26 protein-coding genes are annotated in these 24,000 nt (G+C 68.9%); 17 read left to right on the forward strand and 9 right to left on the reverse strand.

Going from position 1 to position 24,000, the window contains the following annotated elements; all coding sequences use genetic code 11:
- Nucleotides 1-33: 33 nt before the first annotated feature.
- The 7 genes from NS334_RS08745 to NS334_RS08775 all read right to left on the reverse strand — a co-directional run bounded on the left by NS334_RS08745 (nucleotide 34) and on the right by NS334_RS08775 (nucleotide 6,136).
- A complete protein-coding gene (locus NS334_RS08745; RefSeq protein ID WP_058755591.1) occupies nucleotides 34-387 on the reverse strand; it encodes a HesB/IscA family protein in 354 nt (117 codons plus the stop codon).
- Complete coding sequence (locus tag NS334_RS08750) at nucleotides 387-848, reverse strand: SUF system Fe-S cluster assembly protein (protein ID WP_058755592.1); 462 nt, start codon at nucleotides 846-848, stop codon at nucleotides 387-389. The genes NS334_RS08745 and NS334_RS08750 overlap by 1 nt, the downstream gene beginning before the upstream one ends.
- Nucleotides 845-2,056 carry an aminotransferase class V-fold PLP-dependent enzyme gene (locus NS334_RS08755; RefSeq protein ID WP_058755593.1) on the reverse strand — a complete coding sequence of 404 codons (1,212 nt, stop codon included), beginning with the start codon at nucleotides 2,054-2,056 and terminating at the stop codon, nucleotides 845-847. Before NS334_RS08755 ends, NS334_RS08750 begins: the two co-directional genes overlap by 4 nt.
- Nucleotides 2,057-2,099: 43 nt before the next feature.
- Nucleotides 2,100-3,164 (reverse strand): SufD family Fe-S cluster assembly protein, encoded by a 1,065-nt coding sequence (locus NS334_RS08760; RefSeq protein ID WP_058755594.1) that lies wholly within the window; start codon nucleotides 3,162-3,164, stop codon nucleotides 2,100-2,102.
- 228 nt (nucleotides 3,165-3,392) lie between these two features.
- Complete coding sequence (sufC, locus tag NS334_RS08765) at nucleotides 3,393-4,148, reverse strand: Fe-S cluster assembly ATPase SufC (protein WP_058755659.1); 756 nt, start codon at nucleotides 4,146-4,148, stop codon at nucleotides 3,393-3,395.
- A gap of 78 nt (nucleotides 4,149-4,226) precedes the next feature.
- Nucleotides 4,227-5,690 (reverse strand): Fe-S cluster assembly protein SufB, encoded by a 1,464-nt coding sequence (sufB, locus tag NS334_RS08770; protein ID WP_058755595.1) that lies wholly within the window; start codon nucleotides 5,688-5,690, stop codon nucleotides 4,227-4,229.
- A 2-nt stretch (nucleotides 5,691-5,692) separates the two neighbouring features.
- Nucleotides 5,693-6,136 carry an SUF system Fe-S cluster assembly regulator gene (locus NS334_RS08775; protein WP_058755596.1) on the reverse strand — a complete coding sequence of 148 codons (444 nt, stop codon included), beginning with the start codon at nucleotides 6,134-6,136 and terminating at the stop codon, nucleotides 5,693-5,695.
- Between the two features lie 280 nt (nucleotides 6,137-6,416).
- Here NS334_RS08775 and NS334_RS08780 point away from each other — a divergent pair, with 280 nt between their 5' ends.
- The 3 genes from NS334_RS08780 (at nucleotide 6,417) to NS334_RS08790 (ending at nucleotide 11,168) form a co-directional block, all read left to right on the forward strand.
- Complete coding sequence (locus NS334_RS08780) at nucleotides 6,417-7,445, forward strand: quinone-dependent dihydroorotate dehydrogenase (RefSeq protein WP_058755597.1); 1,029 nt, start codon at nucleotides 6,417-6,419, stop codon at nucleotides 7,443-7,445.
- 215 nt (nucleotides 7,446-7,660) lie between these two features.
- Entirely contained in the window at nucleotides 7,661-9,337 is a 1,677-nt protein-coding gene (gene ggt / locus NS334_RS08785; protein WP_153002657.1) for a gamma-glutamyltransferase, read from the forward strand.
- 43 nt (nucleotides 9,338-9,380) lie between these two features.
- Nucleotides 9,381-11,168 (forward strand): AMP-dependent synthetase/ligase, encoded by a 1,788-nt coding sequence (locus tag NS334_RS08790; protein WP_058755598.1) that lies wholly within the window; start codon nucleotides 9,381-9,383, stop codon nucleotides 11,166-11,168.
- Between the two features lie 135 nt (nucleotides 11,169-11,303).
- Here NS334_RS08790 and NS334_RS08795 read toward each other — a convergent pair whose 3' ends face one another.
- Together NS334_RS08795 and NS334_RS08800 are read right to left on the reverse strand one after the other, a co-directional pair.
- Nucleotides 11,304-11,588: a GIY-YIG nuclease family protein gene (locus NS334_RS08795; RefSeq protein WP_241491870.1), complete on the reverse strand. Its 285-nt coding sequence runs from the start codon at nucleotides 11,586-11,588 to the stop codon at nucleotides 11,304-11,306.
- Nucleotides 11,589-11,643: 55 nt separating this feature from the next.
- Entirely contained in the window at nucleotides 11,644-14,559 is a 2,916-nt protein-coding gene (locus tag NS334_RS08800) for a M16 family metallopeptidase (protein ID WP_058755661.1), read from the reverse strand.
- Nucleotides 14,560-14,723: 164 nt separating this feature from the next.
- Here NS334_RS08800 and NS334_RS08805 point away from each other — a divergent pair, with 164 nt between their 5' ends.
- From NS334_RS08805 to NS334_RS08870, 14 genes are all read left to right on the forward strand, one after another.
- Nucleotides 14,724-15,296, forward strand: a complete 573-nt coding sequence (locus NS334_RS08805; RefSeq protein ID WP_058755662.1) for a NifU family protein — start codon at nucleotides 14,724-14,726, stop codon at nucleotides 15,294-15,296.
- A 38-nt stretch (nucleotides 15,297-15,334) separates the two neighbouring features.
- On the forward strand, nucleotides 15,335-15,928 hold the full coding sequence (locus NS334_RS08810) for a malonic semialdehyde reductase (RefSeq protein WP_058755600.1): 594 nt from the start codon (nucleotides 15,335-15,337) through the stop codon (nucleotides 15,926-15,928).
- 13 nt (nucleotides 15,929-15,941) lie between these two features.
- Nucleotides 15,942-16,571 carry a tRNA (adenosine(37)-N6)-threonylcarbamoyltransferase complex dimerization subunit type 1 TsaB gene (gene tsaB / locus NS334_RS08815; protein ID WP_058755601.1) on the forward strand — a complete coding sequence of 210 codons (630 nt, stop codon included), beginning with the start codon at nucleotides 15,942-15,944 and terminating at the stop codon, nucleotides 16,569-16,571.
- Nucleotides 16,568-17,047, forward strand: a complete 480-nt coding sequence (gene rimI, locus NS334_RS08820) for a ribosomal protein S18-alanine N-acetyltransferase (RefSeq protein WP_058755602.1) — start codon at nucleotides 16,568-16,570, stop codon at nucleotides 17,045-17,047. Before tsaB ends, rimI begins: the two co-directional genes overlap by 4 nt.
- 67 nt (nucleotides 17,048-17,114) lie before the next feature.
- Nucleotides 17,115-17,534, forward strand: coding sequence for a Fur family transcriptional regulator (locus NS334_RS08825; RefSeq protein ID WP_058755603.1), 420 nt, complete (start codon nucleotides 17,115-17,117; stop codon nucleotides 17,532-17,534).
- Between the two features lie 3 nt (nucleotides 17,535-17,537).
- Nucleotides 17,538-18,242, forward strand: coding sequence for a lysophospholipid acyltransferase family protein (locus tag NS334_RS08830; protein WP_058755604.1), 705 nt, complete (start codon nucleotides 17,538-17,540; stop codon nucleotides 18,240-18,242).
- Entirely contained in the window at nucleotides 18,242-18,667 is a 426-nt protein-coding gene (locus tag NS334_RS08835) for a c-type cytochrome (protein ID WP_058755605.1), read from the forward strand. The genes NS334_RS08830 and NS334_RS08835 overlap by 1 nt, the downstream gene beginning before the upstream one ends.
- Nucleotides 18,664-19,119, forward strand: coding sequence for a GNAT family N-acetyltransferase (locus tag NS334_RS08840; RefSeq protein ID WP_153002658.1), 456 nt, complete (start codon nucleotides 18,664-18,666; stop codon nucleotides 19,117-19,119). The genes NS334_RS08835 and NS334_RS08840 overlap by 4 nt, the downstream gene beginning before the upstream one ends.
- A 24-nt stretch (nucleotides 19,120-19,143) precedes the next feature.
- Nucleotides 19,144-20,478 (forward strand): tRNA (N6-isopentenyl adenosine(37)-C2)-methylthiotransferase MiaB, encoded by a 1,335-nt coding sequence (miaB, locus tag NS334_RS08845; RefSeq protein ID WP_083500353.1) that lies wholly within the window; start codon nucleotides 19,144-19,146, stop codon nucleotides 20,476-20,478.
- 267 nt (nucleotides 20,479-20,745) lie between these two features.
- Nucleotides 20,746-21,741 (forward strand): PhoH family protein, encoded by a 996-nt coding sequence (locus NS334_RS08850; RefSeq protein ID WP_058755607.1) that lies wholly within the window; start codon nucleotides 20,746-20,748, stop codon nucleotides 21,739-21,741.
- Nucleotides 21,738-22,025, forward strand: a complete 288-nt coding sequence (locus NS334_RS08855; protein ID WP_058755608.1) for a hypothetical protein — start codon at nucleotides 21,738-21,740, stop codon at nucleotides 22,023-22,025. The genes NS334_RS08850 and NS334_RS08855 overlap by 4 nt, the downstream gene beginning before the upstream one ends.
- A gap of 16 nt (nucleotides 22,026-22,041) precedes the next feature.
- Nucleotides 22,042-22,440, forward strand: coding sequence for a type II toxin-antitoxin system VapC family toxin (locus tag NS334_RS08860; RefSeq protein WP_275044680.1), 399 nt, complete (start codon nucleotides 22,042-22,044; stop codon nucleotides 22,438-22,440).
- Nucleotides 22,437-22,946: an rRNA maturation RNase YbeY gene (gene ybeY / locus NS334_RS08865; protein ID WP_058755610.1), complete on the forward strand. Its 510-nt coding sequence runs from the start codon at nucleotides 22,437-22,439 to the stop codon at nucleotides 22,944-22,946. Before NS334_RS08860 ends, ybeY begins: the two co-directional genes overlap by 4 nt.
- Before the next feature lie 11 nt (nucleotides 22,947-22,957).
- Complete coding sequence (locus NS334_RS08870) at nucleotides 22,958-23,872, forward strand: hemolysin family protein (protein WP_058755611.1); 915 nt, start codon at nucleotides 22,958-22,960, stop codon at nucleotides 23,870-23,872.
- Nucleotides 23,873-24,000: the final 128 nt, after the last annotated feature.

Consider the following 24,000-nt stretch of genomic DNA (forward strand, 5'->3'; position numbering starts at 1 on the left):
ATGGATAAGTTTGGGTTAGGCCGGCCCGTTCCGTCAGACGGTGAAGCTCTCGCCGCAGCCGCACGCGCCCTTGGCATTGGGGTTGTTGAAGACGAAGCCAGCGGTGAAATCGTCCTCGACCCAGTTCATCGTCGAGCCGATCAGGTACAGGATCGACCCGCCGTCGACGAACAACGTGCCCCCGGGCGTGTCGATGCGCTCGTCCATCGGCTTCGCCTCGGTCACGTAATCGACCGAATAGGCAAGGCCCGAACAGCCGCGCCGGGGCGTCGACAGCTTGACGCCGATCGCGCCCTCCGGCGCCTTGGCCATCAGCTCGGCGATCCGCGCCTCGGCGGTCGGGGTGAGCAGCAGCGGTGCGGGGCGCGGGCGGAGCGTGGTCGCCATCACAGCATCCCCAGTTCGAGCCGCGCGTCGTCGGACATCTTCTGCGGATCCCATGGCGGATCCCAGACGAGGTTGACGTCGGCGAAGGCGATCCCCGGCACCGCGGCGACGCGCATCTCGACCTCGCCCGGCATCGATTCGGCAACCGGGCAATGCGGCGTGGTCAGCGTCATGGTGACGGCGGCATGGCCGTCCTCGGTCACGTCGACGCCGTAGATCAGCCCCAGGTCGTAGATGTTGACCGGAATCTCGGGGTCGAAGATGTCCTTCAGCGCGTCGATCACCGCCTCGTACAGCGCGCCGCCGGGTTCGTGCGCGGCCTCGCCGGTCGGCTTTTGCGCGAGGAAGCCCGACAGGTAATCGCGCTGGCGCTCCGCACCCGTGTCCACCGCGTCGGAAACCTGCGCGCGCGGCGGCTTGTCGACCGCCTCGACGGTTTCGCTCCTGACCCCATCGCTCATCCGAAAATCCTCTTCACTCGCTCGATCCCGGCCGCCAGCGCCGCCACGTCCTCGGGGCCGTTATAGACCGCGAAGCTGGCGCGCGCGGTCGCCTCCACGCCCAGCGCCGCCATCAGCGGCTGCGCGCAATGATGCCCGGCGCGGATCGCGACCCGGCTTTCGTCCAAGATGGTGCCGATGTCGTGCGGATGCACCCCCTCCATCACGAAGGAGACGATCCCGGCGCTGTCGTCCGGCCCCAGCACGCGGATCGAATTGACGTGCGCCAGCGCCGCGCGCGCCTCGCGCACCAGCGCGGTTTCGTGCGCGTGGATGCGGTCGAGCCCGATCGCACGGACGTAATCGACCGCCGCCGACAGGCCGAGCGCCCCGACGATATGCGGCGTCCCCGCCTCGAACCGCGTCGGCGCGGGGGCATAGGTGGTGCGCTCGAACGACACGCGGTCGATCATCGACCCGCCGCCCTGATAGGGCGGCATGGCGTCGAGCAATTCGGCGCGCGCCCACAGCACACCGATCCCGGTCGGGCCGTAGAGCTTGTGCCCGGAGAAGACGTAGAAGTCGCAGCCGAGCGCCGCGACATCGACCGTCACGCGCGGAACCGCCTGACAGCCGTCGATCAGGATCTTCGCACCCACCGAATGCGCGATCGCGCTGGCCTTCGCCACGTCGAGGACCGAGCCGAGCACGTTCGAGACATGCGCGAGCGCGACCAGTTTGTGCTCGGGGCGGATCATCGCCGCCATCGCGTCGAGATCGATGCGGTGATCCTCGGTCAGCGGGATCACGTCAATCGCGGCCCCGACGCGCTCGGCGACCATCTGCCACGGCACGATATTGCTGTGATGCTCCAGCATCGACAGCAGGATGCGGTCGCCGGCCTTCAGGTTCTGCGCCGCCCAGGATTGCGCGACGAGGTTGATCGCCTCGGTCGCGCCGCGCACGAACACGATCTCGTCCGACGTCGCGCCGATCACGGCGGCGATGTTGGCGCGTGCGGCTTCATAGGCCAGCGTCATGTCGGCGGAGCGTTGATACACGCCGCGATGGACGGTGGCGTAGGTCGTGTCGTAGCCGCGCGTGATCGCGTCGATCACCGCGCGCGGCTTCTGCGCGGTCGCGGCGGTGTCGAGATAGGCCCAACCCTCCGGGATCGCGGGAAAATCCGCGACCAGATCAAGCGGGCGATCGGAGACGGCCACGGTCATGACCGCGCCCGAATGTTGCGAATGTTGAGACGATGGCGGGGTATCACAACGCGCTCTCCAGCCACGCATCGGCGTCGGCGGCGAACGCCTCGCGCACCGTCTCGTCGGCGATGCGGTCGAGCGCGTCGGCGACGAATGCCTCCGTCAGCAGTGCCTTGGCACGGGGCGCGGGGATGCCGCGGCTTTCCATGTAGAAGAGCGCGCGCGCGTCGAGTTCGCCGACCGTCGCGCCGTGCGCGCACTTCACGTCGTCGGCGAAGATTTCGAGTTCCGGCTTGAGGTTGACGGTCGCGGTGCGGTGGAGGAGCAGGCCGCGCAAGCTCTGTTCGCCGTCGGTCTTCTGCGCGTGGCGCGCCACCTCGACGGCGGCGGCGAGGCTGGCCTGCGACTGGTCGGCGGCGACCGCGCGCCAGAGCTGGTGCGACTGGCCATTCGGCTCGGCATGGCGGACGCGAACCGCGCATTCCTGTTTCAGACGATCGCGAGTCAGCAGCGCGCCGCCGTACTCGGCATAGCCGCCCTCGCCCGCCAGCGTGATCGCGGCGTCGATGCGGACGCCCTGATCGCCGGCCGCCAGCGTCGTGGCGACAAGGCTCGCCCCCTCGCCCAGTTCGGCCTCGTCGCGGATCGAGACGAAACCGCCCCCTTGCGTCATGCGGACGGCGCGCATCAGGCGCGCGGCCTTGCCGAGCGTGATGCGGGTGTTGCGGTTCGACCAGCCGGCGCCGACGAACGTCTCGACGACCTGTGCGGAGGTGTCGGCGGCGAGGACGATCTCGGCGGCGACATGGTTGTCCCCGCCGGTGGCGATGTGGACGACCTGCACCGGGTGCGCGACCGCCTGTTCGTCGAGGTGGAGCGACCAGCCTTTGGTGGCGCGCTTGCCGAGCGCGTGGGTGCCGGGGGTGAGATCGCCGACGCGAACGCGGTGGAGGTCGCTGGCGGCGTCATCGAGGACGCCGTCGACGAACAGCAATTTCGCGCCGGGCAGGTCGAGGAAGCTCGCGTCCGGGCGCGCGATCGGGGCCAGCACGGCGGCGGCGGCGATCCCGCCGATATCCGCCCAGCGCCACGCTTCCTCGCGGTTGGAGGGGAGGTCGAGGGTCATGCTTTTAGGCCTTGGGGTTCACGCGAAGACGCGACGACGCGAAGAAGATGATCTCGCGCAGAGACGCAGAGACGCAGAGACGCAGAGAGATATCGCGCGCGGAAGCGCGCGTTTTCCATCTAGACGGCAGAACGGGAGAGCCGCTGGCGAGGCAGGGCACAACGCCTTTGCGCCTCTGCGTCTCTGCGCGAACAACAATCTTCGCGTCGTCGCGGCTTCGCGTGACCATCACGCCGCCACCTCGGCCCCGACGCCGACATAGCCCTCGCGCTCGAGCTGCAAGGCCAATTCCGGCCCACCCGAGCGGGTGATGCGGCCGTCGGCGAGGACGTGGACGCGATCGGGCTGCACGTAGTCGAGCAGGCGCTGATAGTGGGTGATGAGCAGCACCGCCTTGTCCGGGCGGCGCATGATGCGGTTGATGCCGTCGCCGACGATCCGCAGCGCGTCGATGTCGAGGCCCGAATCGGTTTCGTCGAGGATCGCGAACGCCGGGTCGATGATGCCCATCTGCACCATCTCGTTGCGCTTCTTCTCGCCGCCCGAGAAGCCGACGTTGACCGGGCGCTTCAGCATGTCGTGCTGGAGCCCGAGGGCGTCGGCCTGCGCGCGCGCGAGCTTCAGGAACTCGGCGCCCGACAGCGGCTTTTCGCCACGCTGCGCGCGCTGGGCGTTGAGCGACTCGCGCAGGAACTGGACGTTCGAGACGCCGGGGATTTCGACCGGGTACTGGAAACCGAGGAACACGCCGGCGGCGGCGCGCTCGTGCGGTTCCTTCTCCAGCAAATCCTCGCCGTTGAAGGTGATCGATCCTGCCGTCACTTCGTAACCGGGGCGCCCGCCGAGGACGTAGCCGAGCGTCGACTTGCCCGCGCCGTTCGGCCCCATGATCGCGTGGATCTCGCCCGCGTTCACCTCGAGCGAGAGGCCCTTGAGGATTTCCTTGCCGTCGATTTCGGCGTGGAGGTTTTCAATCTGTAACATCGTCATCCCGGCGTAGGCCGGGATCCAGTCCCGACCGGTGTAACTGGACCCCGGCCTTCGCCGGGGTGACGGAAGGATTTAACCCACCGAACCTTCAAGGCTGATTCCCAGCAGCTTCTGCGCCTCGACCGCAAACTCCATCGGGAGTTGCTGCAAGACCTCGCGCGCGAAGCCGTTGACGATCAGTGCGACCGCCGCTTCGGCATCCAGCCCGCGCGACATCGCGTAGAACAATTGGTCGTCGCTGATCTTGCTGGTGGTCGCCTCATGCTCGATCTGCGCGCTGGGGTTCTTGACCTCGATATACGGCACGGTGTGCGCGCCGCACTGGTCGCTCAGCAGCAGCGAATCGCATTGCGTGAAGTTGCGGACGTTCTCGGCGGTCGGTGCGACGCGCACCAGCCCGCGATAGGTGTTGTCGGAGCGGCCGGCGCTGATCCCCTTCGACACGATCGTCGATTTGGTATTCTTGCCGAGGTGGATCATCTTCGTGCCGGTATCGGCCTGCTGACGGTTGTTCGTCACCGCCACCGAGTAGAATTCACCGACCGAGCCATCGCCCGCCAGCACGCACGACGGATATTTCCAGGTGATCGCGCTGCCGGTTTCGACCTGCGTCCACGACACCTTGCTGTTCCTGCCCTGACACAAAGCGCGCTTGGTGACGAAATTGTAGATGCCGCCGACGCCGTTCTCGTCGCCGGGATACCAGTTCTGGACGGTCGAATATTTGATCTCGGCATCGTCCATCGCGACCAGCTCGACCACCGCGGCGTGGAGCTGGTTCTCGTCGCGCATCGGCGCGGTGCAGCCTTCGAGGTAGGAGACATACGCGCCCTCGTCGGCGACGATCAGCGTGCGCTCGAACTGGCCGGTGTTCTCGGCGTTGATGCGGAAATACGTGCTCAATTCCATCGGGCAGCGCACGCCCTTCGGCACGTAGACGAACGTGCCGTCGGAGAAGACCGCGCTGTTGAGCGTCGCAAAGTAATTGTCGCGCTGCGGCACGACCTTGCCCAGCCACTTGCGGACCAGATCGGGATATTCGCGGATCGCCTCGCTGATCGACAGGAAGATGACCCCCGCCGCCTTCAGCTCGGCGCGAAAGGTGGTGGCGACCGACACGCTGTCGAACACCGCGTCGACCGCGACCTTGCGCGCGCCCTCGACCCCCGCCAGCACTTCCTGCTCGGCGATCGGGATGCCGAGCTTCTCATAGGTGCGGCGGATTTCGGGATCGAGTTCGTCGAGCGAAGCGATCGTCTTCTTCTGCTTCGGCTCGGCGTAGTAATAGGCGTCCTGATAGTCGATCGGGGGCACGTTGAGCTTCGCCCAGTCGGGCGCCTCCAGCGTCTGCCACAGCCGGAACGCCTTCAGCCGCCAGTCGAGCATCCATTCCGGCTCGTTCTTCTTCGCCGAGATATAGCGGACGGTGTCCTCGCTCAGCCCCTTGGGCGCGAAATCCTGTTCGATTTCGGTCGCGAAGCCCCATTCGTACTTCTTGGCGACGGCGGCATGCGCCTCGGCGTTCTTGGTGGCCATGATTATGCCTCAACCTTCATCTGCTGCTGCGCCAGCGGCGCGTCGGCGGCGAGTTGCGCCAATGTGATCCCCGCCAGCGCGCCGCGCACCGCGCGGTTGACCGCGCCCCAGTGCGGCTTCACGCGGCAATTGCCCTCGATCGCGCAATCGTGGTTCGCCGCATCGACGCACGAGGTCATCGCGATCGGCCCCTCGACCGCCTCGACGATGTCCGCCAGCGTGATCGAGGCGGGCGGGCGCGACAGGCGGATGCCGCCGCCGGTGCCGCGCGCGCTGTCGATCAGTCCGGCGGCCGACAGCTTGCTGACCAGCTTCTGCGCGGTCGGCAGCGGCACGCCGGTTTCCTCCGCCAGCACCGTCGCATTCTGTCGCGCCAGCCCGCCACAATGCCGCGCGGCGGCGCTGAGCAGCACCACGGCATAATCGGTCAGGCTGGAAAGACGCATCTGTTGCGAACCACTCTCAAATCGGATCGAATCGTTCCGATTGCGCAGATGGTCGCTTGCGCGCGCGAAATCAACCGCGCGGCGGCGTGGAACAAAAAAAGGCCCGGCATCGCTGCCGGGCCTAAAGGAAAGAGACTTCCGTGAGGAAGCCCTTCGGGTCGCAGACCTTCTATGACACTGATTCGGATCAAAGGATTGGATGGATCCGACAGAAGATGCAGCAAAACTTACAATTTCCGGGCGCTTGATCTTCGCCCGGCGGGACGCGAAAGCCGGGCGCATGGCCGCCCTGCTTCCCCGCCTCGCCCGATCGCTCGACCCCGAAACCGCACATGTGCTCGCGATCCGGATGCTCGCCGGCTGGGGAGCGGCGGGCGCGCCGCTGGCGGGGGCGATGCCACGGCTGGAGACGCGCGTGGCGGGGGTGACCTTCCCCAACCCGGTCGGGCTGGCGGCGGGGCTCGACAAGGACGCGCGGGCGGTGAGCGGGTTGATGGCGTGCGGCTTCGGCTCGGTCGAGGTGGGCACGCTGACCCCGCGTCCGCAGCCGGGCAACCCGAAGCCGCGCCTGTTCCGGCTGGCGGAGGATCGCGCCGTCATCAACCGGATGGGGTTCAACAACGGCGGACTCGCGGCGGGAATCGCGCGCGCCGCGGCGGCGACGCGGCGTGGGGGCGTGCTGGGCATCAACGTCGGCGCGAACAAGGATGCCGCCGACCGCGTCGCGGATTATGTCGCGGGGGTCCGCGCCGCCGCGCCGGTCGCCGATTACGTGACGATCAACATCAGCTCGCCGAACACGCCGGGGTTGCGCGACCTGCAATCGGGCGACGCGCTGCGCGACCTGCTGGCGGCATGTGTCGCGGTGCGGGGGACGACGCCGCTGTTCCTGAAGATCGCCCCCGATCTGGATGCCGCCGGGATCGACGGGGTGGCGAAGGCGGTGATCGATCACAAGGTCGACGCGCTGGTGATCGGGAATACCACGATCTCGCGGCCGCCGCTGTCGAGCGCGCACGCCGGTGAGACGGGCGGGCTGTCGGGCGCGCCGCTCCGGTCGCTGGCGGCGGCGAAACTGCGCGACGTGCGCGCGGCGACCGGGGGGCGGGTGCCGCTGGTCGCGGCGGGCGGGATCGACAGCGGGGCGGAGGCCTATGCGCGGATCCGCGGCGGCGCGAGCCTGGTGCAGCTGTATTCCGCGCTGGTGTACGAGGGATTCGGTCTGCCGCGTCGCGTGGTGGCGGAGCTGGCGGCGCTGCTGGCGCGCGATGGGTTCGCGAGCGTGGGGGAGGCGGTCGGGGTGGATTGACGCCCTGCCTGTCGCCCGCCTCTCTCTTCGGCACCCCGGCGAAGGCCGGGGACCAGTTGCGGGACCTTGCTGACGACGCGCCGCGCTCCGTTACAACGGCCTTTCCAACTGGACCCCGGCCTTCGCCGGGGTGACGGGAAAGAGGTGGGTGACGGTGGCGGCGGCAAACGACGTGACGGTTGCCTCCCGCGCCCGAGCCGATAGGGTCGCGGGCGATGACCAAGCTGTTCGCCCGCTTCTTCGCCGTCCTGATGCTGTTCGCGCCGGTCGGCGTCGTCGCGCAGGGTGTCGTGTCCGCCGCCGATCCGCGTGCCAGCGCCGCCGGGCAGGAGATCCTGCAAGGCGGCGGTAGCGCCACCGATGCCGCGATCGCGATGGTGCTCGCGCTGGGGGTGGTCGAGCCGCAATCGAGCGGGGTCGGCGGCGGGGGATTGCTGCTGCATCACGGCGGCAGGACGGGCGTGCTCGACACGCTTGACGGGCGCGAAACCGCCCCGGCGGCGGCGCGGCCCGATCGCTTCATCGGCCCCGACGGAAAGCCGCTGCCGTTCGTACAGGCATGGCCGGGCGGCTATTCGGTCGGGGTGCCCGGCACGCTGCGGCTGGCCGCGCTGGCGCATCGCAAATGGGGCAAGCTGCCGTGGCCGCGCCTGTTCGAGCCGGCGATCCGGCTGGCGGATCAGGGCTTCGTCGTGAACGCACGGCTGGCGTCGTCGCTGAAGCAGGTCGCGCCGGTGTGGAAGGACTTCCCCGAACTGCGCGCGCTGTATGCGATCGACGGGCGGCCGCTGCGCGAGGGCGACACGTTCCGCAACCCGACGCTGGCGGCGTTCCTGCGCCGCGTCGCGGCCGAGGGGGCGGAGGCGTTCTATAGCGGCGACAATGCCGCGACGGTGGCGCGGGCGGTGACGGAGGCGCCGCGCAATCCGGTGCCGCTGACCCCGACCGACCTGGCCGGCTATCAGGCGAAGCAGCGCCCCGGCGTATGCGGCCCGTATCGCACATGGACGGTGTGCGGCATGGGACCGCCGTCGTCGGGCGGGGTGACGGTGCTGCAGATCCTGGGGATGATCGAGCGCTTTCCGATCGCGCGCTGGGGCAAGGACGATGTGCGCAGCTGGCACGTGATCGGCGAGGCGATGCGGCTCGCCTATGCCGACCGCGACCGCTATCTGGGCGACAGCGACTTCGTGACGGTGCCGCTGCGGGGCATGATCGACCCGGCGTACCTGCGCGCGCGGTCGAAGCTGATCGACCTCGACCATGCGCGTACCTCCTACGAACCGGGCGTGCCGCCGGGGGCGGAAGCGCGGACCCACGCGCCGTCGAGCGAGGTGGCAGGCACGACGCATTTCGTCGCGGTCGACGACGATGGCGACGTCATGACCTGGACCAACACCGTCGAGAGCGCGTTCGGCAGCCAGCTGACCGTCAACGGCTATATCCTCAACAACGAGCTGACCGATTTCAGCTTCGTCCCCGAAAAGGACGGCCGGCCGGTCGCCAACGCGGTCGCGCCGGGCAAGCGCCCGCTGTCGTCGATGTCGCCGACGATCGTCTACGACCGCGGCGGCAAGCCCGTCTTCGCGATCGGCGCGGCCGGCGGCAAGACGATCATCATGCAGGTGCTGAAGGCGCTGGTCGCCCATTTCGACTGGGGGCTGTCGGCGCAGGAGTCGATCGCGTTGGGGCAGGAATTCTTCAACGCCGACGGTCTGGTGCTGGAAGACGGCACCGCGCTGACCGCGATGCGGGGGCCGCTGGAGACGCTGGGGCACCATGTCACGATCGCGAAGCTGGGGCTGAAGGCGAATGCGGTCGAGAAGCGGCCGGACGGGCAGTGGGCCGGCGCGGCCGACCCGCGCAGTCCGGGAAACTCGCTCCAGCAATAACGCACTACGCCAGAACGATAAAAAGAAGCACGCGGGAGAGGATATGCGGCGGCTCGAACATTTTCCCAATCTCGTCACGATGTTCTTCGCGCGCGCCGCCGAAAAGGGCGATGCGCCGTTCCTGTGGCAGAAGCGGGACGGCGCGTGGGTGGCGACAAGCTGGCGTGCGGCGGCGGAGACGGTGGCGCGGCTGGCCACCGGGTTGCGCGCGATCGGACTGGAACGCGGCGACCGCGTGATGCTGGTCAGCGAAAACCGCCCCGAATGGTGCATCGCCGATCTGGCGATCATGGCCGCCGGGTGCGTGACCGTTCCGACCTATACCACCAACACCGAGCGCGACCACGCGCACATCATCGAGAATTCGGGCGCGAAGGCGGTGATCGTCTCCACCGCGAAGCTGGCCCGCGCGTTGATGCCCGCGATCCTCCATTCGATCCGCCCGCAGATGCTGATCGGGATCGAGCCGATGCGGCTGGGCCAGGCGGCGATCGACGTGTTCGACTGGCAGACGTTGATCGACCAGCATCCCGCCGAAGCGGCGACGGTCGCGGCGCAGGCCGATTTCGCGCGCACCGACCTGGCGTGCCTGATCTACACCAGCGGCACCGGCGGCGCGCCGCGCGGGGTGATGCAGCACCACGGCGCGATCCTGCACAATGTCGCGGGCTGCTCGGCGGTGGTGGCGGAGGATTTCGGCTGGGGCGACGAGGTGTTCCTGTCGTTCCTGCCGCTCAGCCACGCCTATGAGCATACCGGCGGGCAGCATTTCCCGATCGGGATGGGCGGGCAGATCTATTATGCCGAGAGCCTCGACAAGCTGGCCGCGAATATCGAGGAAGTGCGCCCGACGATCATGTTCGTCGTGCCGCGCCTGTTCGAGGTGCTGCGCACCCGCATCTCGAAGGCGATCGCGAAACAGGGCGGGATGCCGGCGAAGCTGCTCGCCGCCGCGCTGGATATCGGGGCGAAGCGCGATGCGGGAACGCTGCGGCTGACCGACCGGCCCAAGGCGCTGCTGGTCGATGCGCTGTTCAAGCCCAAGATCGCGCGCAAGTTCGGCGGGCGGATGAAGGCGATGATCTCCGGCGGCGCGCCGCTGACGCCCGAGGTGGGCGTGTTCTTCCAGTCGCTCGGCGTCTGCTTCCTGCAAGGATACGGACAGACCGAGGCCGCGCCGGTCATCTCGTGCAACCGCCCGAGCGTCGGCGTGACGATGGATTCGGTCGGGCCGCCGCTGGCCGATACCGAGGTGCGGATCGCCGAGGATGGCGAGATCCTGGTGCGCGGCGAACTGGTGATGCAGGGTTACTGGCGCAACGAGGCGGAGACGGCGCGCGTCCTGAAGGATGGCTGGCTGCACACCGGCGACATCGGCGAGATCGACGCGGGCGGGCGGATACGGATCACCGACCGCAAGAAGGACCTGATCATCAACGACAAGGGCGAGAATGTCGCGCCGCAGAAGGTGGAGGGGCTTCTGACGCTCCAGCCCGAGATCGGGCAGGCGATGATCGCGGGCGACCGGCGGCCGCATATGGTCGCGGTGCTGGTGCCCGATGCCGAGTGGAGCGCGGAATGGGCGGCCGCGAACGGCAAGCGCGGAGCGGTGCTGGCGGAAGACCCGGCGTTTCGTTCGGCCGTACAAGCGGCGGTCGATCGGACGAATGCGGTGCTGTCGGTGACCGAGCGGGTACGGCGGTGGATACTGGCGGACGAACCGTTCGGGATCGAGAACGAACAGCTGACGCCGAGCTTGAAGATCCGGCGGCATGTGTTGCGGCAGGTATATGGGGCGCGGCTGGATGCGCTTTATGGGGTGGGAGCTTAGCTCGCCACCGTCGCCCCTGCGCAGGCAGGGGCCTATCGCTCTGTCCTAGGGCGGTGCGATCGGTTGATCGCACCACCGCGTAGACAGCGCATGGGGCGGCAGACATAGGCCCCTGCCTGCGCAGGGGCGACGGAACTACATGTTGATGTCGGCCCACAAGTCGCGCCAGTCGGGATTGACGCTGCCGATCAGGTTCAGTTTCCACGCGCGCTTCCATTTCTTCAGCGCTTTCTCGCGGGTGATGGCCTCCAGCATCGTGTCATGCGATTCCACGTACACCAGTCGCGTCAGGCCATGTTCCTTGCAGAAGTCCGATCCCCTGCCCTCGCGATGTTGTTGAATGCGCGCGGCGAGGTGCGCGGTGACGCCGATATAGAGCGTGCCGCTGGGGGCGTTGGTCATGATGTAGACCCATGCCATCAGCGGCATCTCGCGTCGGGAGAGCGATAGGCCCCTGCCTAAGCAGGGGCGACGATCACTTTCCCTTCGGTACCACCGCCATCGTCCAGTCCTTGTCGGGACGCAGATACTTCGCCGCGGTCGCCTGCAGCGACGCCGGCGTGATCTGCGTCATGTCGCCGACCAGCGACTGGCTGGCCTCGATCCGCTTCGGGTCGAACGTGCCGCCGCTGGTCTGTAGCAGCCAGAACTGGTTCCCCGACGACGCGCGCGCCATATATTGCAGCATCGGGACGATCGTGCGGCGCAGTTCGTCCTCGCTGACCGGGGTCGAGACCAGTTCCGCCGCGATCTGGCGCGAGAGCTGGAAGAACAGCGGCACCTTGTCGGGCGCGACCTTGCCGATCGCGATCAGGCGGCCGCCGCCGGGCTGGCCGACCGGCCACTGGCTCTGTGCGCTGGGCGAATAGCTGGCCCCCGCGACCGAGCGCAGGCGATCGAACAATCGGTCGTTGAACACCGCGGCCAGCACGTCGAGCCGCCGCTGCTCGGCATGGTCCGCCGATCCGCCGCCGGTCGGCCAGGCGATCACCGCCGCCGCCTGATTGTCGTCGCCGTCGTGCGTGCGCAGCACCGGGGTGGCGTTATGCGCGGGGAAGCGCACCTGCGGTGAGCGGGGCGGCTCCATCCTGCGGGGGTTCAGCGCGCCGAAGCTCTTCGCCACCGCCGCGATCGCCTCCTCCGGCTTCACGTCGCCGAACACGTCGACCTCGATCGGGCCGGTCGCGAGCAACGGTTGCCAGAGCTTCCGGAACGCGCCCGCGTCCAGCTTCTCGATCTCGGCCAGCGACGGCACGCCCCAGCGCGGATCGCCATCGCGCAGCAGCCCTTCCAGATCGCGCGCCAGCACGCCGTCAGGCGAGGAGGACAGCCCGGCATAACCCGCCAGCATCGCCGCGCGCGCGCGCGCCACCGGCGCCTTGTCCCAGCGCGGCGCGGCCAGCTTGGCGGCCATCAGCGTCAGATTGTCGGCATAGTCGCCCGGCGTGGTCTGCGCCCCGAACAGGAACGCATCGTCGCCGATGTCGAAATCGAGCCCCATGCGCCGCCCGGTGGTGAGCTGATCGAGGTCGCTCTGGTCCAGCTTGCCGATCCCGCTGGCGATCAGCGCATTGTCGCCCGCCCAAGCCGCGGTCGGCCGATCCGACGGTAGCGCCTGATAGCCGCGCCCGAACCGGACGCGCAGGTACACGCGCCCCGTCTCCGAGGCGTTGGGGTAGATCAGCGCGCGCACCCCGTTGGCGAACGTCACCTGCTCCATCGGCGGGTCGCCGACGCGGGTCTTGGCCAGCACCGTGCCCGGCTGCCCCAGCTTCGGCACGCGCGAGAAATCGACCGCCGCCTGTTCGGTGCGCTTGCCGACCAGCTTCGACACGTCGGCCTTCATCGCCGCCGCCAGCCGCGCGGCGGCGGTCGGATCGGCGGTGCGGGTGTTGACGAGCGCGCGGCTGGCGTCGCCCTTGAAGAGGCGGTTGGTCGATTCGATGATCGCGGCGGGCGTGAACATGCCCTTCGCGCGCGCCTGTTTCAGGATGTCGTAGCTGGTCTGCGGCCCAGCGACCGTTTCGCGGATGTCGAGCGCGCTGACCATGTCGTCGGCCTGTTTCGACCCCGCCTCGACCCGCGCGGTATCGACGTCGTTCTTCATCGCCGCATCGTATTCGGCGAGCTCGCGATCGATCTCGCCCTGCGTCGGCGGGTTGACCATCGCGTCGGCGACGACCGCGCGCACGTCCTTGAGCGCCGCCTCCCAGTCGTTGCCGATCGGGATGACGTTCATGAACGTGCCGTTGGCGGAGCGCGACACGTCGTCGAGGCTGACCGACGCCTGGAGGAAGCTGCCCCCGGCGCGCGCACGCGTCTCCAGCCGGCGATTGATGACGCGCAGCGCCAGCATGTCGACCATCCGCTTCTGGTTGAAGACGATCGTGTCGCTCTGATATTTCCACGGACGCAGCACGGCGGTGGCGACGACCGCCGGCAGCGAGGGTTCGGCGACCGTCCTCGCCACCGGCTCACCCGCCTTGGGGGTGCCGAAATCCGGATCGGCGGGGTTCGCCCCCTTGCCCTGCCAGCCGCCGAAATTCTTCACGACCAGCCGCGCCGCGACATCCGGGTCGATGTCGCCGGAGATGATGACCACCGCGCGCGACGGACGATACCAGCGATCGTGGAACGCCTGCACGGTGGCCGGCGTCGCGGCTTCCAGCGTCTTGATCGTGCCGATCGGCGAGCGGCTGGCGAGCGGCTGTCCGGCGAAGAAGGTTTCGCGGATCGCATCGCCGTAGCGGACCTGCGGCCCCGGCGCCTCGCGCTGTTCGGCCAGCACCGCCGGCCGCTCCGCCGCCAGCCCGGCGTCGGTGATCGCGGGCGCGGCCATCATGCCGGAGAAGATCTTCAGGCTTTCGTCCAGCTTCACGTCGGTCGCGCCGGGCAGGTCGAGCTTGTAGACGGTCTGGGTCGGAGTGGTGGAGGCGTTGGAATCGCTGCCGAACGTCGCGCCGAACCGCTGCCACACGCGCTTCGCCTCACCATCGGGCACGTATTTGGAGCCGCGGAACGACAGATGCTCGATCAGGTGCGCGAAGCCCTGTTCGGCATCGGTTTCATAAAGGGAGCCGGCATCGATCCGCACCCGCACCGCCACCTGCCCCGGCGGCACCGCGTTGCGGCGGACGGCATAGCGCAGCCCGCTGGGCAATGCGCCGAAATGCCAGTTGGGATCGGGCGGGATATCCGAATCGGCGAACAGCCACGGTCGCGTATCGACCGTGACCGGCGCGGTCGCCCGCGTCGGCACCGCCTTCGGCGGCAACGTTCTGGAGACCGGCGCCGCGCGACGCGCACGCTGCTGCGCGGGAAGCGGCAGCGCGACGGAGACGAGCAGGAGGGCGACGAGCGGCTTCGCGAGCACGCGCGAATAAGGATGCATCAGGCGATTGTAGGGTGCGCGCACGCCCCCGGCAACGCCCCCCGCGCCGAAAGCGCGCCGCCGCGCCCGGGCACGAAGCGCGCGTCGGGCAGCTATGCCGGGCGAAACGAAGGCTTTCGCACCCTGCGCTTGATCCCCTTGCGGCCACGCGCCACATGGGCGTCATGCTGATCGAGACCGAAGCCACGCCGAACCCGGCGACGCTCAAGTTCCTGCCCGGCCGCGTCGTCATGGACGCCGGCACGCGCGACTTCGCGACCCCGGAAGAGGCGGAGGCCAGCCCGCTGGCCGATGCGCTGTTCGGGCTGGGCGACGTGACCGGCGTATTCTTCGGGCGCGATTTCGTCTCCGTCACCGCCGCGCCGGGCGCGGAATGGCGCGACCTGAAGCCTGACGTGCTCGCGGTCCTGATGGATCATTTCACCGCGCAGATGCCGCTGTTCCGCACCGGCGGCGCCGGGTTCAGCGTGCCGGCCGAGGAAGAGGCGTTCACCGACGATCCCGCCGACGCCGACATCGTCGCGCAGATCAAGGACCTGATCGAGACGCGCGTCCGCCCGGCGGTGGCGAACGACGGCGGCGACATCGTCTATCGCGGCTTCGACAAGGGCAAGGTGTACCTGCGGATGCAGGGCGCGTGCGCGGGCTGCCCGTCGTCGAGCGCGACGCTGAAGAACGGCATCGAGCAACTGCTGCGCTATTACGTGCCCGAAGTGACCGAGGTGCGCGCGGTCTGACCGCGCGCCCTGCCCTTCCCCGACAAACGGAGTTTCCGATGGCCGCCCCGCTCGACGACGCCGCGCTGGACCAGCTGTTCCGCACCGCGCGCACCTTCAACCATTATCGCGACGAGCCGGTGGGCGAGGACACGCTGCGCGCGATCTGGGACCTGATGAAGATGGGGCCGACCTCGGCCAACCAGCTTCCCGCGCGGCTGGTGTGGTGCGTGTCGGACGAGGCCAAGGCGACGCTGGCCGCCGCCGCATCGGACAGCAATGCGACGAAGATACTGAAGGCGCCGGTCAGCGTCGTGCTGGGCATGGACGTCGAGTTCCACGAACACCTGCCGACGCTCTACCCGCACGCCGACGCAAAAAGCTGGTTCGACGGCAATCGCGAACTGCGCGAGGCATCGGCGTTCCGCAACTCGTCGCTGCAGGGCGGCTATCTGATCCTCGCCGCGCGCGCGCTGGGCGTGGATGTCGGGCCGATGTCGGGCTTCGACGCCGGAGCGGTCGACAAGGCGTTCTTCGCCGACACGCCGAACGTGCGCGCGAACTTCATCGCCACGCTCGGCTATGGCGACACCGCGACGCTCCACCCGCGCAACCCGCGTCCGGCGTTCGAGACGTTCAACCGCGTCGTTTGATCTGGCTTTGGGCATGACCCGCACCCTGGTGATCGACACCGCGACCGCCGCCTGTTCGGTCGCGCTGTTCGAGGACGAACGGCTGGTGGCGCACGCGCATGACGTGGTCGGGCGCGGCCACGCCGAGCGGCTGGTGCCGATGATCGCCGCGCTGCCCGATGGCGGGCGGGCCGGGCGCGTGCTGGTCGATGTCGGGCCGGGCAGCTTTACCGGGATCCGGGTCGGGATCGCCGCGGCGCGCGCGCTGGCCTTCGGCTGGGGCGCGGACATCGCGGGATATGGCGCGCCGTCGCTGGTCGCGGTCGCCGCGCTGGCCGACGACGATCGCCCGCTTGCGGTGGTGATGGAAGGCGGGCACGGTGAGGTCTTCATGCAGGGCTTCGTCGCTCCCTTCGCCGCGCTCGACGCACCCCGTTCGCTGACCCCGGCGGCGGCGCTGGCGGCGCTGGACGGGCGGCGCGCGGTCGGATCGGGGACGCGCTGGCTGACGACGCTCGACCCCGCCGTGGCCACCGACGAGGCGTTGCCGGATGCGCGCCACGCCCTGCTGATCCCGCCCGAAGCGCGCGCCTTGCCGCCGGTGCCCTTCTACGGCCGCGCGCCCGATGCGAAGCCGCCCGCCCCGAGGCCTGCCGCCGCATGACGACGCGGGTGCGGCTGATCGAGCTGGCGCCCGGCGGTGCCGCCGATGCCGAGGCGGTGGACCGCATCATGGGCGCCGCCTTCGACCCGCGGTACGGCGAGGCGTGGACGCGCAGCCAGTGCATCGGGATTCTGGCCATGCCGGGCGTCTGGCTGACGCTCGCCCGCGTCGACGATGTGGTAGTCGGCTTCGCGCTGGTCCGCGCGATCATGGACGAGGCCGAACTGCTGCTGATCGCGGTCGATCCGGCGGCGCGGCGACGCGGCGTGGGGGCGGCGTTGCTGCGCGGGGTGATCGCGGAGTGCGACGGACGCGGCGTCGCGCGGCTGCATCTGGAGGTGCGCGCCAACAATCCGGCGGTGGCGCTGTACGCCGCGCACGGCTTCGTTCGCGCGGGCGTGCGGCGCGATTATTATCGCGGCACGGGCGGCCAGACGCACGATGCCCACACCTACGCCCGCGACCTGCGCGCCTGACACGCTTCATCGTGTTGCGAGTCGGTAGCGCTTTTCGCAACAAGCTAAATTCGGTACAGCCCCGACCATGCCTCGCAAGATCGATCTCGAAGCGCTGTGCCATGAAAAGGGCCTGCGGATTACCGAACAGCGCCGCGTGATCGCGCGCGTCCTTTCCGAGGCGGAGGATCATCCCGACGTCGAGAAGGTCTATGCGCGCGCCTCGGCGATCGATCCGGGCATTTCGATCGCGACCGTCTATCGCACCGTGCGGCTGTTCGAGGAGGCGGGCATCCTGGACCGTCACGATTTCGGCGACGGACGCGCGCGCTACGAACCCTCGCCCGAGGCGCATCACGACCATCTGATCGATGTCGAGACCGGCAAGGTGATCGAGTTCGTCGATCCCGAACTGGAGCTGCTGCAAAAGGCGATCGCCGAGCGGCTGGGCTTCCGGCTGGTCGATCACCGCATGGAATTGTACGGCGTCGCGCTCCGCAAGGACTGAGCCGTGAACGCCCGCGCGGTGGGGCGGCTGGCGGCCTTGGCCGGGGCGCTCGCGCTGGCGCTGCTGCTGCATGGAGCGTGGCGGCTGGTGCGTGCGCGGTCGCCGTGGCCGCGCCGCTTCCTGGGCTGGGTCGCGTGGATCGTCGGCGCGCGGGTGCGTATCGTCGGCACGCCGCTGACCCGCGACGGGGTGCTGCTGTCCAATCATCTGAGCTGGATCGACATCCCGCTGCTGGCGGGGGCGAGCGGCGCGGCGTTCGTCGCCAAGGCCGAATTGCGCGATGCCCCGCTGGTCGGCTGGCTTTGTACGCTGAACCACACCCTGTTCGTCAAGCGCGGCGACCGGATGGGGATCGAGGCGCAGGTCGCCGCGCTCCGCGCGCAGCTGGCCGGACCGCAGCCGGTGGGGATCTTCCCGGAGGGGACGACCGGCGACGGGCGGACGCTGCTGCCCTTCAAGGCCGGGCTGCTCGCCGCGCTCGATCCGCCGCCGCCGGGCGTGCGCGTGCAGCCGGTGCGGATCGATTACGGCGACGCCACCGACGATCTGGCCTGGGTGGGGGCCGAGCCGGGCGCGCAACACGCCATCCGGGTGTTGAACCGCGCTGGCCATTTCACCGCGACGCTGCACTTTCTGGAACCGTTCGTGCCGAGCGGCGACCGCAAGGCGATCGCCGCGACGGCGCGGGCGCGGATCGAGGCGGCGTGATGCGGCGCGTGATCGTGCTTGCCGCGCTGCTCGCCGCCGGCTGTTCGCGCGACGACAGTGCGGAGCGGCGCGCACGGCTGGGGCCGAACCCCGGTTTCGCGCAATTGATGCGGGTCGCGGATGCCGAGGCGGGTGCGCGGCGGTTCGGGCAATGCGCGGCGTGTCACTCGATCGCGGCGGGCGGGCAGGATCGCAACGGCCCGAACCTGCACGGCGTCTACGGCGCGAAGATCGGGCAGAACAGCGCGCGCTTCGGCTATACCGAGGCGTTGCAGGCGCAAGCGGGGACATGGGATGCCGCACGGCTCGACCGCTGGCTGGCCGATCCGCGTGGCATGGTGCCGGGTACCAGCATGGCCTTTCCGGGGGTGCGCGATCCGCTCGATCGCGCCGATTTGATCGCCTATCTGAAGACGCAATCGTGACGGCGGTGCGCGCCTATGCCGCGACCGATCGCGATGCGTGTCTGGCATTGTTCGACGGGAACGTGCCGACCTTCTTCGCCGCCAGCGAACGCGAGGATTTCGCGGCATTTCTCGACCGCGACGCCGCCGACTGGACGTTCCAGGTGATAGAGCGCGACGGGCGCGTCGTGGCGTGTCGAGGGCATAAGGTCGCTGGCGACGGCGTGACGGCAGGGTTTTGCTGGGGGATGGTCGACCGCGCGCTGCACCGCACCGGCCTGGGCAGCGTGCTGACCGAGGCGCGGTTGCGCGCGGCGCGCGCGACGCCGGGGGTGACACAGGCGTGCCTCGACACCAGCCAGCATACGCGCGGCTTCTACGAGCGGTTCGGCTTCGTGGTCGAGGCGGTGGTGGCGGACGGTTACGGCGCGGGGCTGGACCGCCATGACATGCGGCTGCGCTGGTCAGGGTGACGCGTTTCCGCTAAGGGCGCCCGCATGTCCGCAGCGCCCAAGACTCCCCCGAAGACCTTTCACGTCAAGTCGTTCGGTTGCCAGATGAACGTCTATGACGGTGAGCGGATGGCCGAATTGATGGCTGCCGAGGGGATGGTCGCGACCGACGACGCCAATGCCGCCGATCTGGTCGTGCTCAACACCTGCCACATCCGCGAGAAGGCGACCGAGAAGGTCTATTCGGACATCGGGCGCGTGCGGAAGGTGGCGGGCGCGGAAGGGCGTGCGCCGATGATCGCGGTCGCGGGCTGCGTCGCGCAGGCCGAGGGCGAGGAGATCGTGCGCCGCGCCAAGGTGGACGTGGTGGTCGGCCCGCAGGCGTATCACAACCTGCCGAAACTGGTCGCGGCGGCGGCGAAGGGCGAGGCGGCGCTCGACACCGACATGCCGCTGGCGTCGAAGTTCGGCGCCCTCCCCGCGCGCCGCAACGTCGCGCCGGGCGCGTTCCTGACCGTGCAGGAAGGGTGCGACAAGTTCTGCACCTATTGCGTGGTGCCGTACACGCGCGGCGCGGAGATCAGCCGCCCGTTCGCGGCGATCGTCGACGAGGCGAAGGCGCTGGTCGATGCCGGCGCGCGCGAGATCACGCTGCTGGGGCAGAACGTCAACGCGTGGAGCGACGGCGACGGGCGGGGGCTGCACGACCTGATCCGCGCGCTGGACCGCGTGCCCGGACTGGCGCGGATCCGCTATACGACCAGCCATCCCAATGACATGGCGCAGGGGTTGATCGACGCGCATCGCGATGTCGAAAGCCTGATGCCGTTCCTCCATCTGCCGGTGCAGGCCGGAAGCGATCGCGTGCTGCGCGCGATGAACCGCCAGCACACGCGCAACGGCTATCTGCGGCTACTCGACCGGATGCGCGCGGCGCGCCCCGATATCGCGCTGTCGGGCGATTTCATCGTCGGCTTCCCCGGCGAGACCGAGGCGGAGTTCGCCGAGACGCTGAGCCTGGTCGATGCGGTCGGCTATGCGCAGGCGTACAGCTTCAAATATTCGCCGCGCCCCGGCACCCCGGCGGCGACGCTGGGCGAACAGGTCGCGGCGGAGGTGATGGACGAACGGTTGCAGCGGTTGCAGGCCGCGCTCCAGCGCGATCAGGCGGCGTTCAATGCCGCCTCGGTCGGGCGGACCTGCCGCGTGCTGATCGAGCGCAAGGGCAAGCGCGACGGGCAATGGCTGGGCAAGTCGCCGTGGCTGCAATCGGTGCATGTCGTCGGGCCGCACGCGATCGGCGACATGCTGGACGTGACGCTGGTGGAGGCCGGGCCGCTGTCGCTGACGGGTGAGGTACGGGCGCTGGCGGCGGCGTGACCCTTAACCTCCCCTGCAAGGGGAGGTGGCAGCGCGCAGCGCTGACGGAGGGGTCTTGAGGCTCGTAGCGTCACCGCGCGCGACTACCCCTCCACCACCCTGCGGGTGGTCCCCCTCCCCTTTCAGGGGAGGTTTTCGAGATTTCGCCTTTCCGCCACCTTCAACCCCTGCCACACTCGCCGCGATGCCATTGTGCCGTCACGCGCCGCCCCTATCTCGCCCTTGTGGCGATCGTCGCCGCGCGTTGCCCATCGCCACAGGAGCCGCATGAGCCGTAAACCCGTCCCCGCCCACGCTGGCGAGCGTTCGCGCGCCGAGGTCGTCTTCGATCGCCCGCAACTGCTGAGCCGCCTGTTCGGGCAATACGATCAGCATCTGGTGGCGCTGGAGAACCGGCTGGGCGTATATATCACTGCGCGCGGCAACCGCGTCGGGCTGGAGGGTACCGCCGAGCAGGTGGCGCTGGCGCGCGACGTGCTCCACGACCTGTATGCGCGAATCCAGCGCGGCGAGGAGGTCGATACCGGTCTGGTCGACGCCTCGATCGCGATGGCGGCGGAGCCGGTGCTGGACGGCATCATCTCGACCGAGCGCAGCGCCGCGCCATCGGTGATGATCCGCACGCGCAAGAAGACGATCGTCCCGCGCACGCCCGCGCAGGCGCATTACATGCGCGAGCTGACGACGCACGACATGATCTTCGCGCTGGGGCCGGCGGGGACCGGCAAGACCTATATCGCGGTCGCGCAGGCGGTCGCGCAGCTGATCGCGGGCAGCGTGCAGCGGCTGATCCTGTCGCGCCCGGCGGTGGAGGCGGGCGAGCGCCTCGGCTTCCTGCCCGGCGACATGAAGGAGAAGGTCGATCCGTACCTGCGCCCGCTCTACGACGCGCTGTACGACTGCCTGCCCGCCGAGCAGGTCGAGCGGCGGATCGCGTCGGGCGAGATCGAGATCGCGCCGATCGCCTTCATGCGCGGCCGGACGCTGGGCGACGCGTTCGTGATCCTCGACGAGGCGCAGAACACCACGCCCGCGCAGATGAAGATGTTCCTCACCCGCTTTGGCCAGAACAGCCGGATGGTGATCTGCGGCGATCCGAACCAGACCGACTTGCCCGGCGGTGTCGGCGCCAGCGGCCTGGCCGATGCCACGACGCGGCTGGAGGGCGTGGAGGGCATCTCGCTCTGCCGCTTCACCGCCGCCGACGTCGTGCGTCATCCGATTGTCGGGCGGATCGTGGAGGCGTATGAGGGGGTGGCATGAACGCCATCCCGCCCCCGCCGACCCGCGCCGAGGAAGAGGCGTTGTCGCACCCGTTCCTGATCGAGGATGAAGCGGTGGTAAGAATGATCGCCCGCCTCGCGGATGAGCGCGGCACGGCGATGCACGACATCGTCGCGCTGGCGATCGGCGACTATTACAAGCGCCATGCGAATGGCCGCCCGGCGCCGGAGTGGTTGCAACGGTTCTGGCGTGAGCATCCGCTACCGCTTCCGACCGGATTGAAGGCGGACAAGGCATTCTACGACTCGCTGAACGACGAATGAGCGCGTGACCCTGTTTGTGGATGCATCGGCGATCGTCGCGATGATCGCGCGTGAGCCAGAGGCGGTGCCCTTCGCCGAGCGGCTTGGTCATTCCGATGCGAAGCACACGTCGCCGATCGCGATCTGGGAGGCGGTCCGCGCGGTCGTCCGCGTGCGCGGCGTTGACCTGATCGAAGCCCGCGATCTGGTCGCGACATTCCTGCGCGATGCGGGCGTCGAGGTGATGCCGATCGGCGCGACGCACGGCGAACTCGCGCTTGATGCCTATGCGGCGTTCGGCAAAGGCCGCCATGCGGCCGCACTGAACATGGGGGATTGCTTCGCCTATGCCCGTGCCAAAGCGAGCAGGGCGAGCATCCTTTTCAAGGGTAACGATTTCGCCCGTACAGACCTGACAGACGGAACGCTCGAATGATCCACATCGAACTGACCCGCGAAGACCCGTGGCCCGACGCCGACTGGGACGCGCGCGCGCTGGCCGCCGCGCGCGCGGCGATCGCGAAGACGCCGTACGGCGATCTGTTGACCACGCGCGCGCATGTCGAGATCAGCGTGCGGCTGGCGACCGATGAGGAGGTGCGGACGCTCAACCACCAGTATCGCGACAAGGACAAGCCGACCAACGTGCTGTCCTTCCCGATGGTGCAGGCCGACCTGATCGATTCCGTGACGCAGAACAGCGACGACGGCGAGGTGCTGCTCGGCGATATCGTGCTGGCGCATGGCGTGTGCGAACGTGAGGCGGCGGAGCGGAACATTCCGGCGGCGGATCATTTCTCGCATCTGGTGGTGCATGGCTGCCTCCATCTGCTAGGCTATGACCATATGACCGACGACGAGGGCGACGCGATGGAGCAGATCGAGCGCGACGCCCTGGCCGATCTGGGCATCGCCGACCCCTACCTGATTCGCGAGGATTGAACCCAACGGCCATGGCCGACGACCGAAGTAGCGCCGCGGAACGCGGCGAGCACCATGAGAGCGGCATCTGGACGGGGCTGCGCAACATGATCTTCGGCGAACCGCGCGAGGCCACCTTGCGCGAATTGCTGGAGAAGGCGATCGACCGCTACGAGGAAGATCCCGCCCCCGACATCAAGGGCGACCTGACGCCGCTGGAGCGGCAGATGGTGCGCAACCTGCTGCATTTCAGCGAGCGCGACGCCGGCGACGTCGGCGTGCCGCGCGCCGACATGATCGCGGTGGAGGAGGCGACGACCTTCGACCATCTGGTGCATGTCTTCGCCGAGGCCGGGGTCAGCCGCCTGCCGGTCTATCGCGGCAGCCTCGACCATATTGTCGGCATGGTCCATCTGAAGGACGTGTTCCAGATTCTCGCCGCCGGGGGCGAGCGCCCGACATCGATCGCGGCGCTGATCCGCCAGCCGCTGTATGTGCCGATGAGCCGGGGCACGCTCGATCTGCTCGCCGACATGCGCCAGTCGCGCATCCATCTGGCGATCGTGCTGGACGAATATTCGGGCACCGAGGGGCTGGTGACGATCGAGGACCTGATCGAGGAGATCGTCGGCGAGATCGAGGACGAGCATGACGATGCGCCGGAGGTGCTGCTGGTCCCGCTCGACGGCGGGGCGTGGGACGCCGATGCGCGCGTCGAACTGGAGGACGTCGGCGCGACGGTCGACGCGCGGCTGGCCGAGGCGGAAAGCGACGTCGACACGATCGGCGGGCTGACGGCGGTACTGGCAGGGCGCGTGCCGGAGGCGGGCGAGTGCATCGACCATCCCAGCGGCTGGCGGATCGAAGTCACCGATGCCGACGAGCGGCGGATCAATCGTCTGCGGTTGCATCCGCCGGTGCCGGTGCCGGAGGGCATCGAGGAATGAGCGACTTCGGCTGATCGTCGCAATCGATCATACCGTTCGCGATTTCACGTTTTTCCGATCACTCTCGCTCCATTACTATCCGCGTCATTGACCGATGGAAAGGATGTCGGGGTCGAGCGTCATGCACC

The organism is Sphingomonas endophytica (genome assembly GCF_001476895.1).
Classification (GTDB): Bacteria; Pseudomonadota; Alphaproteobacteria; order Sphingomonadales; family Sphingomonadaceae; genus Sphingomonas; species Sphingomonas endophytica_A.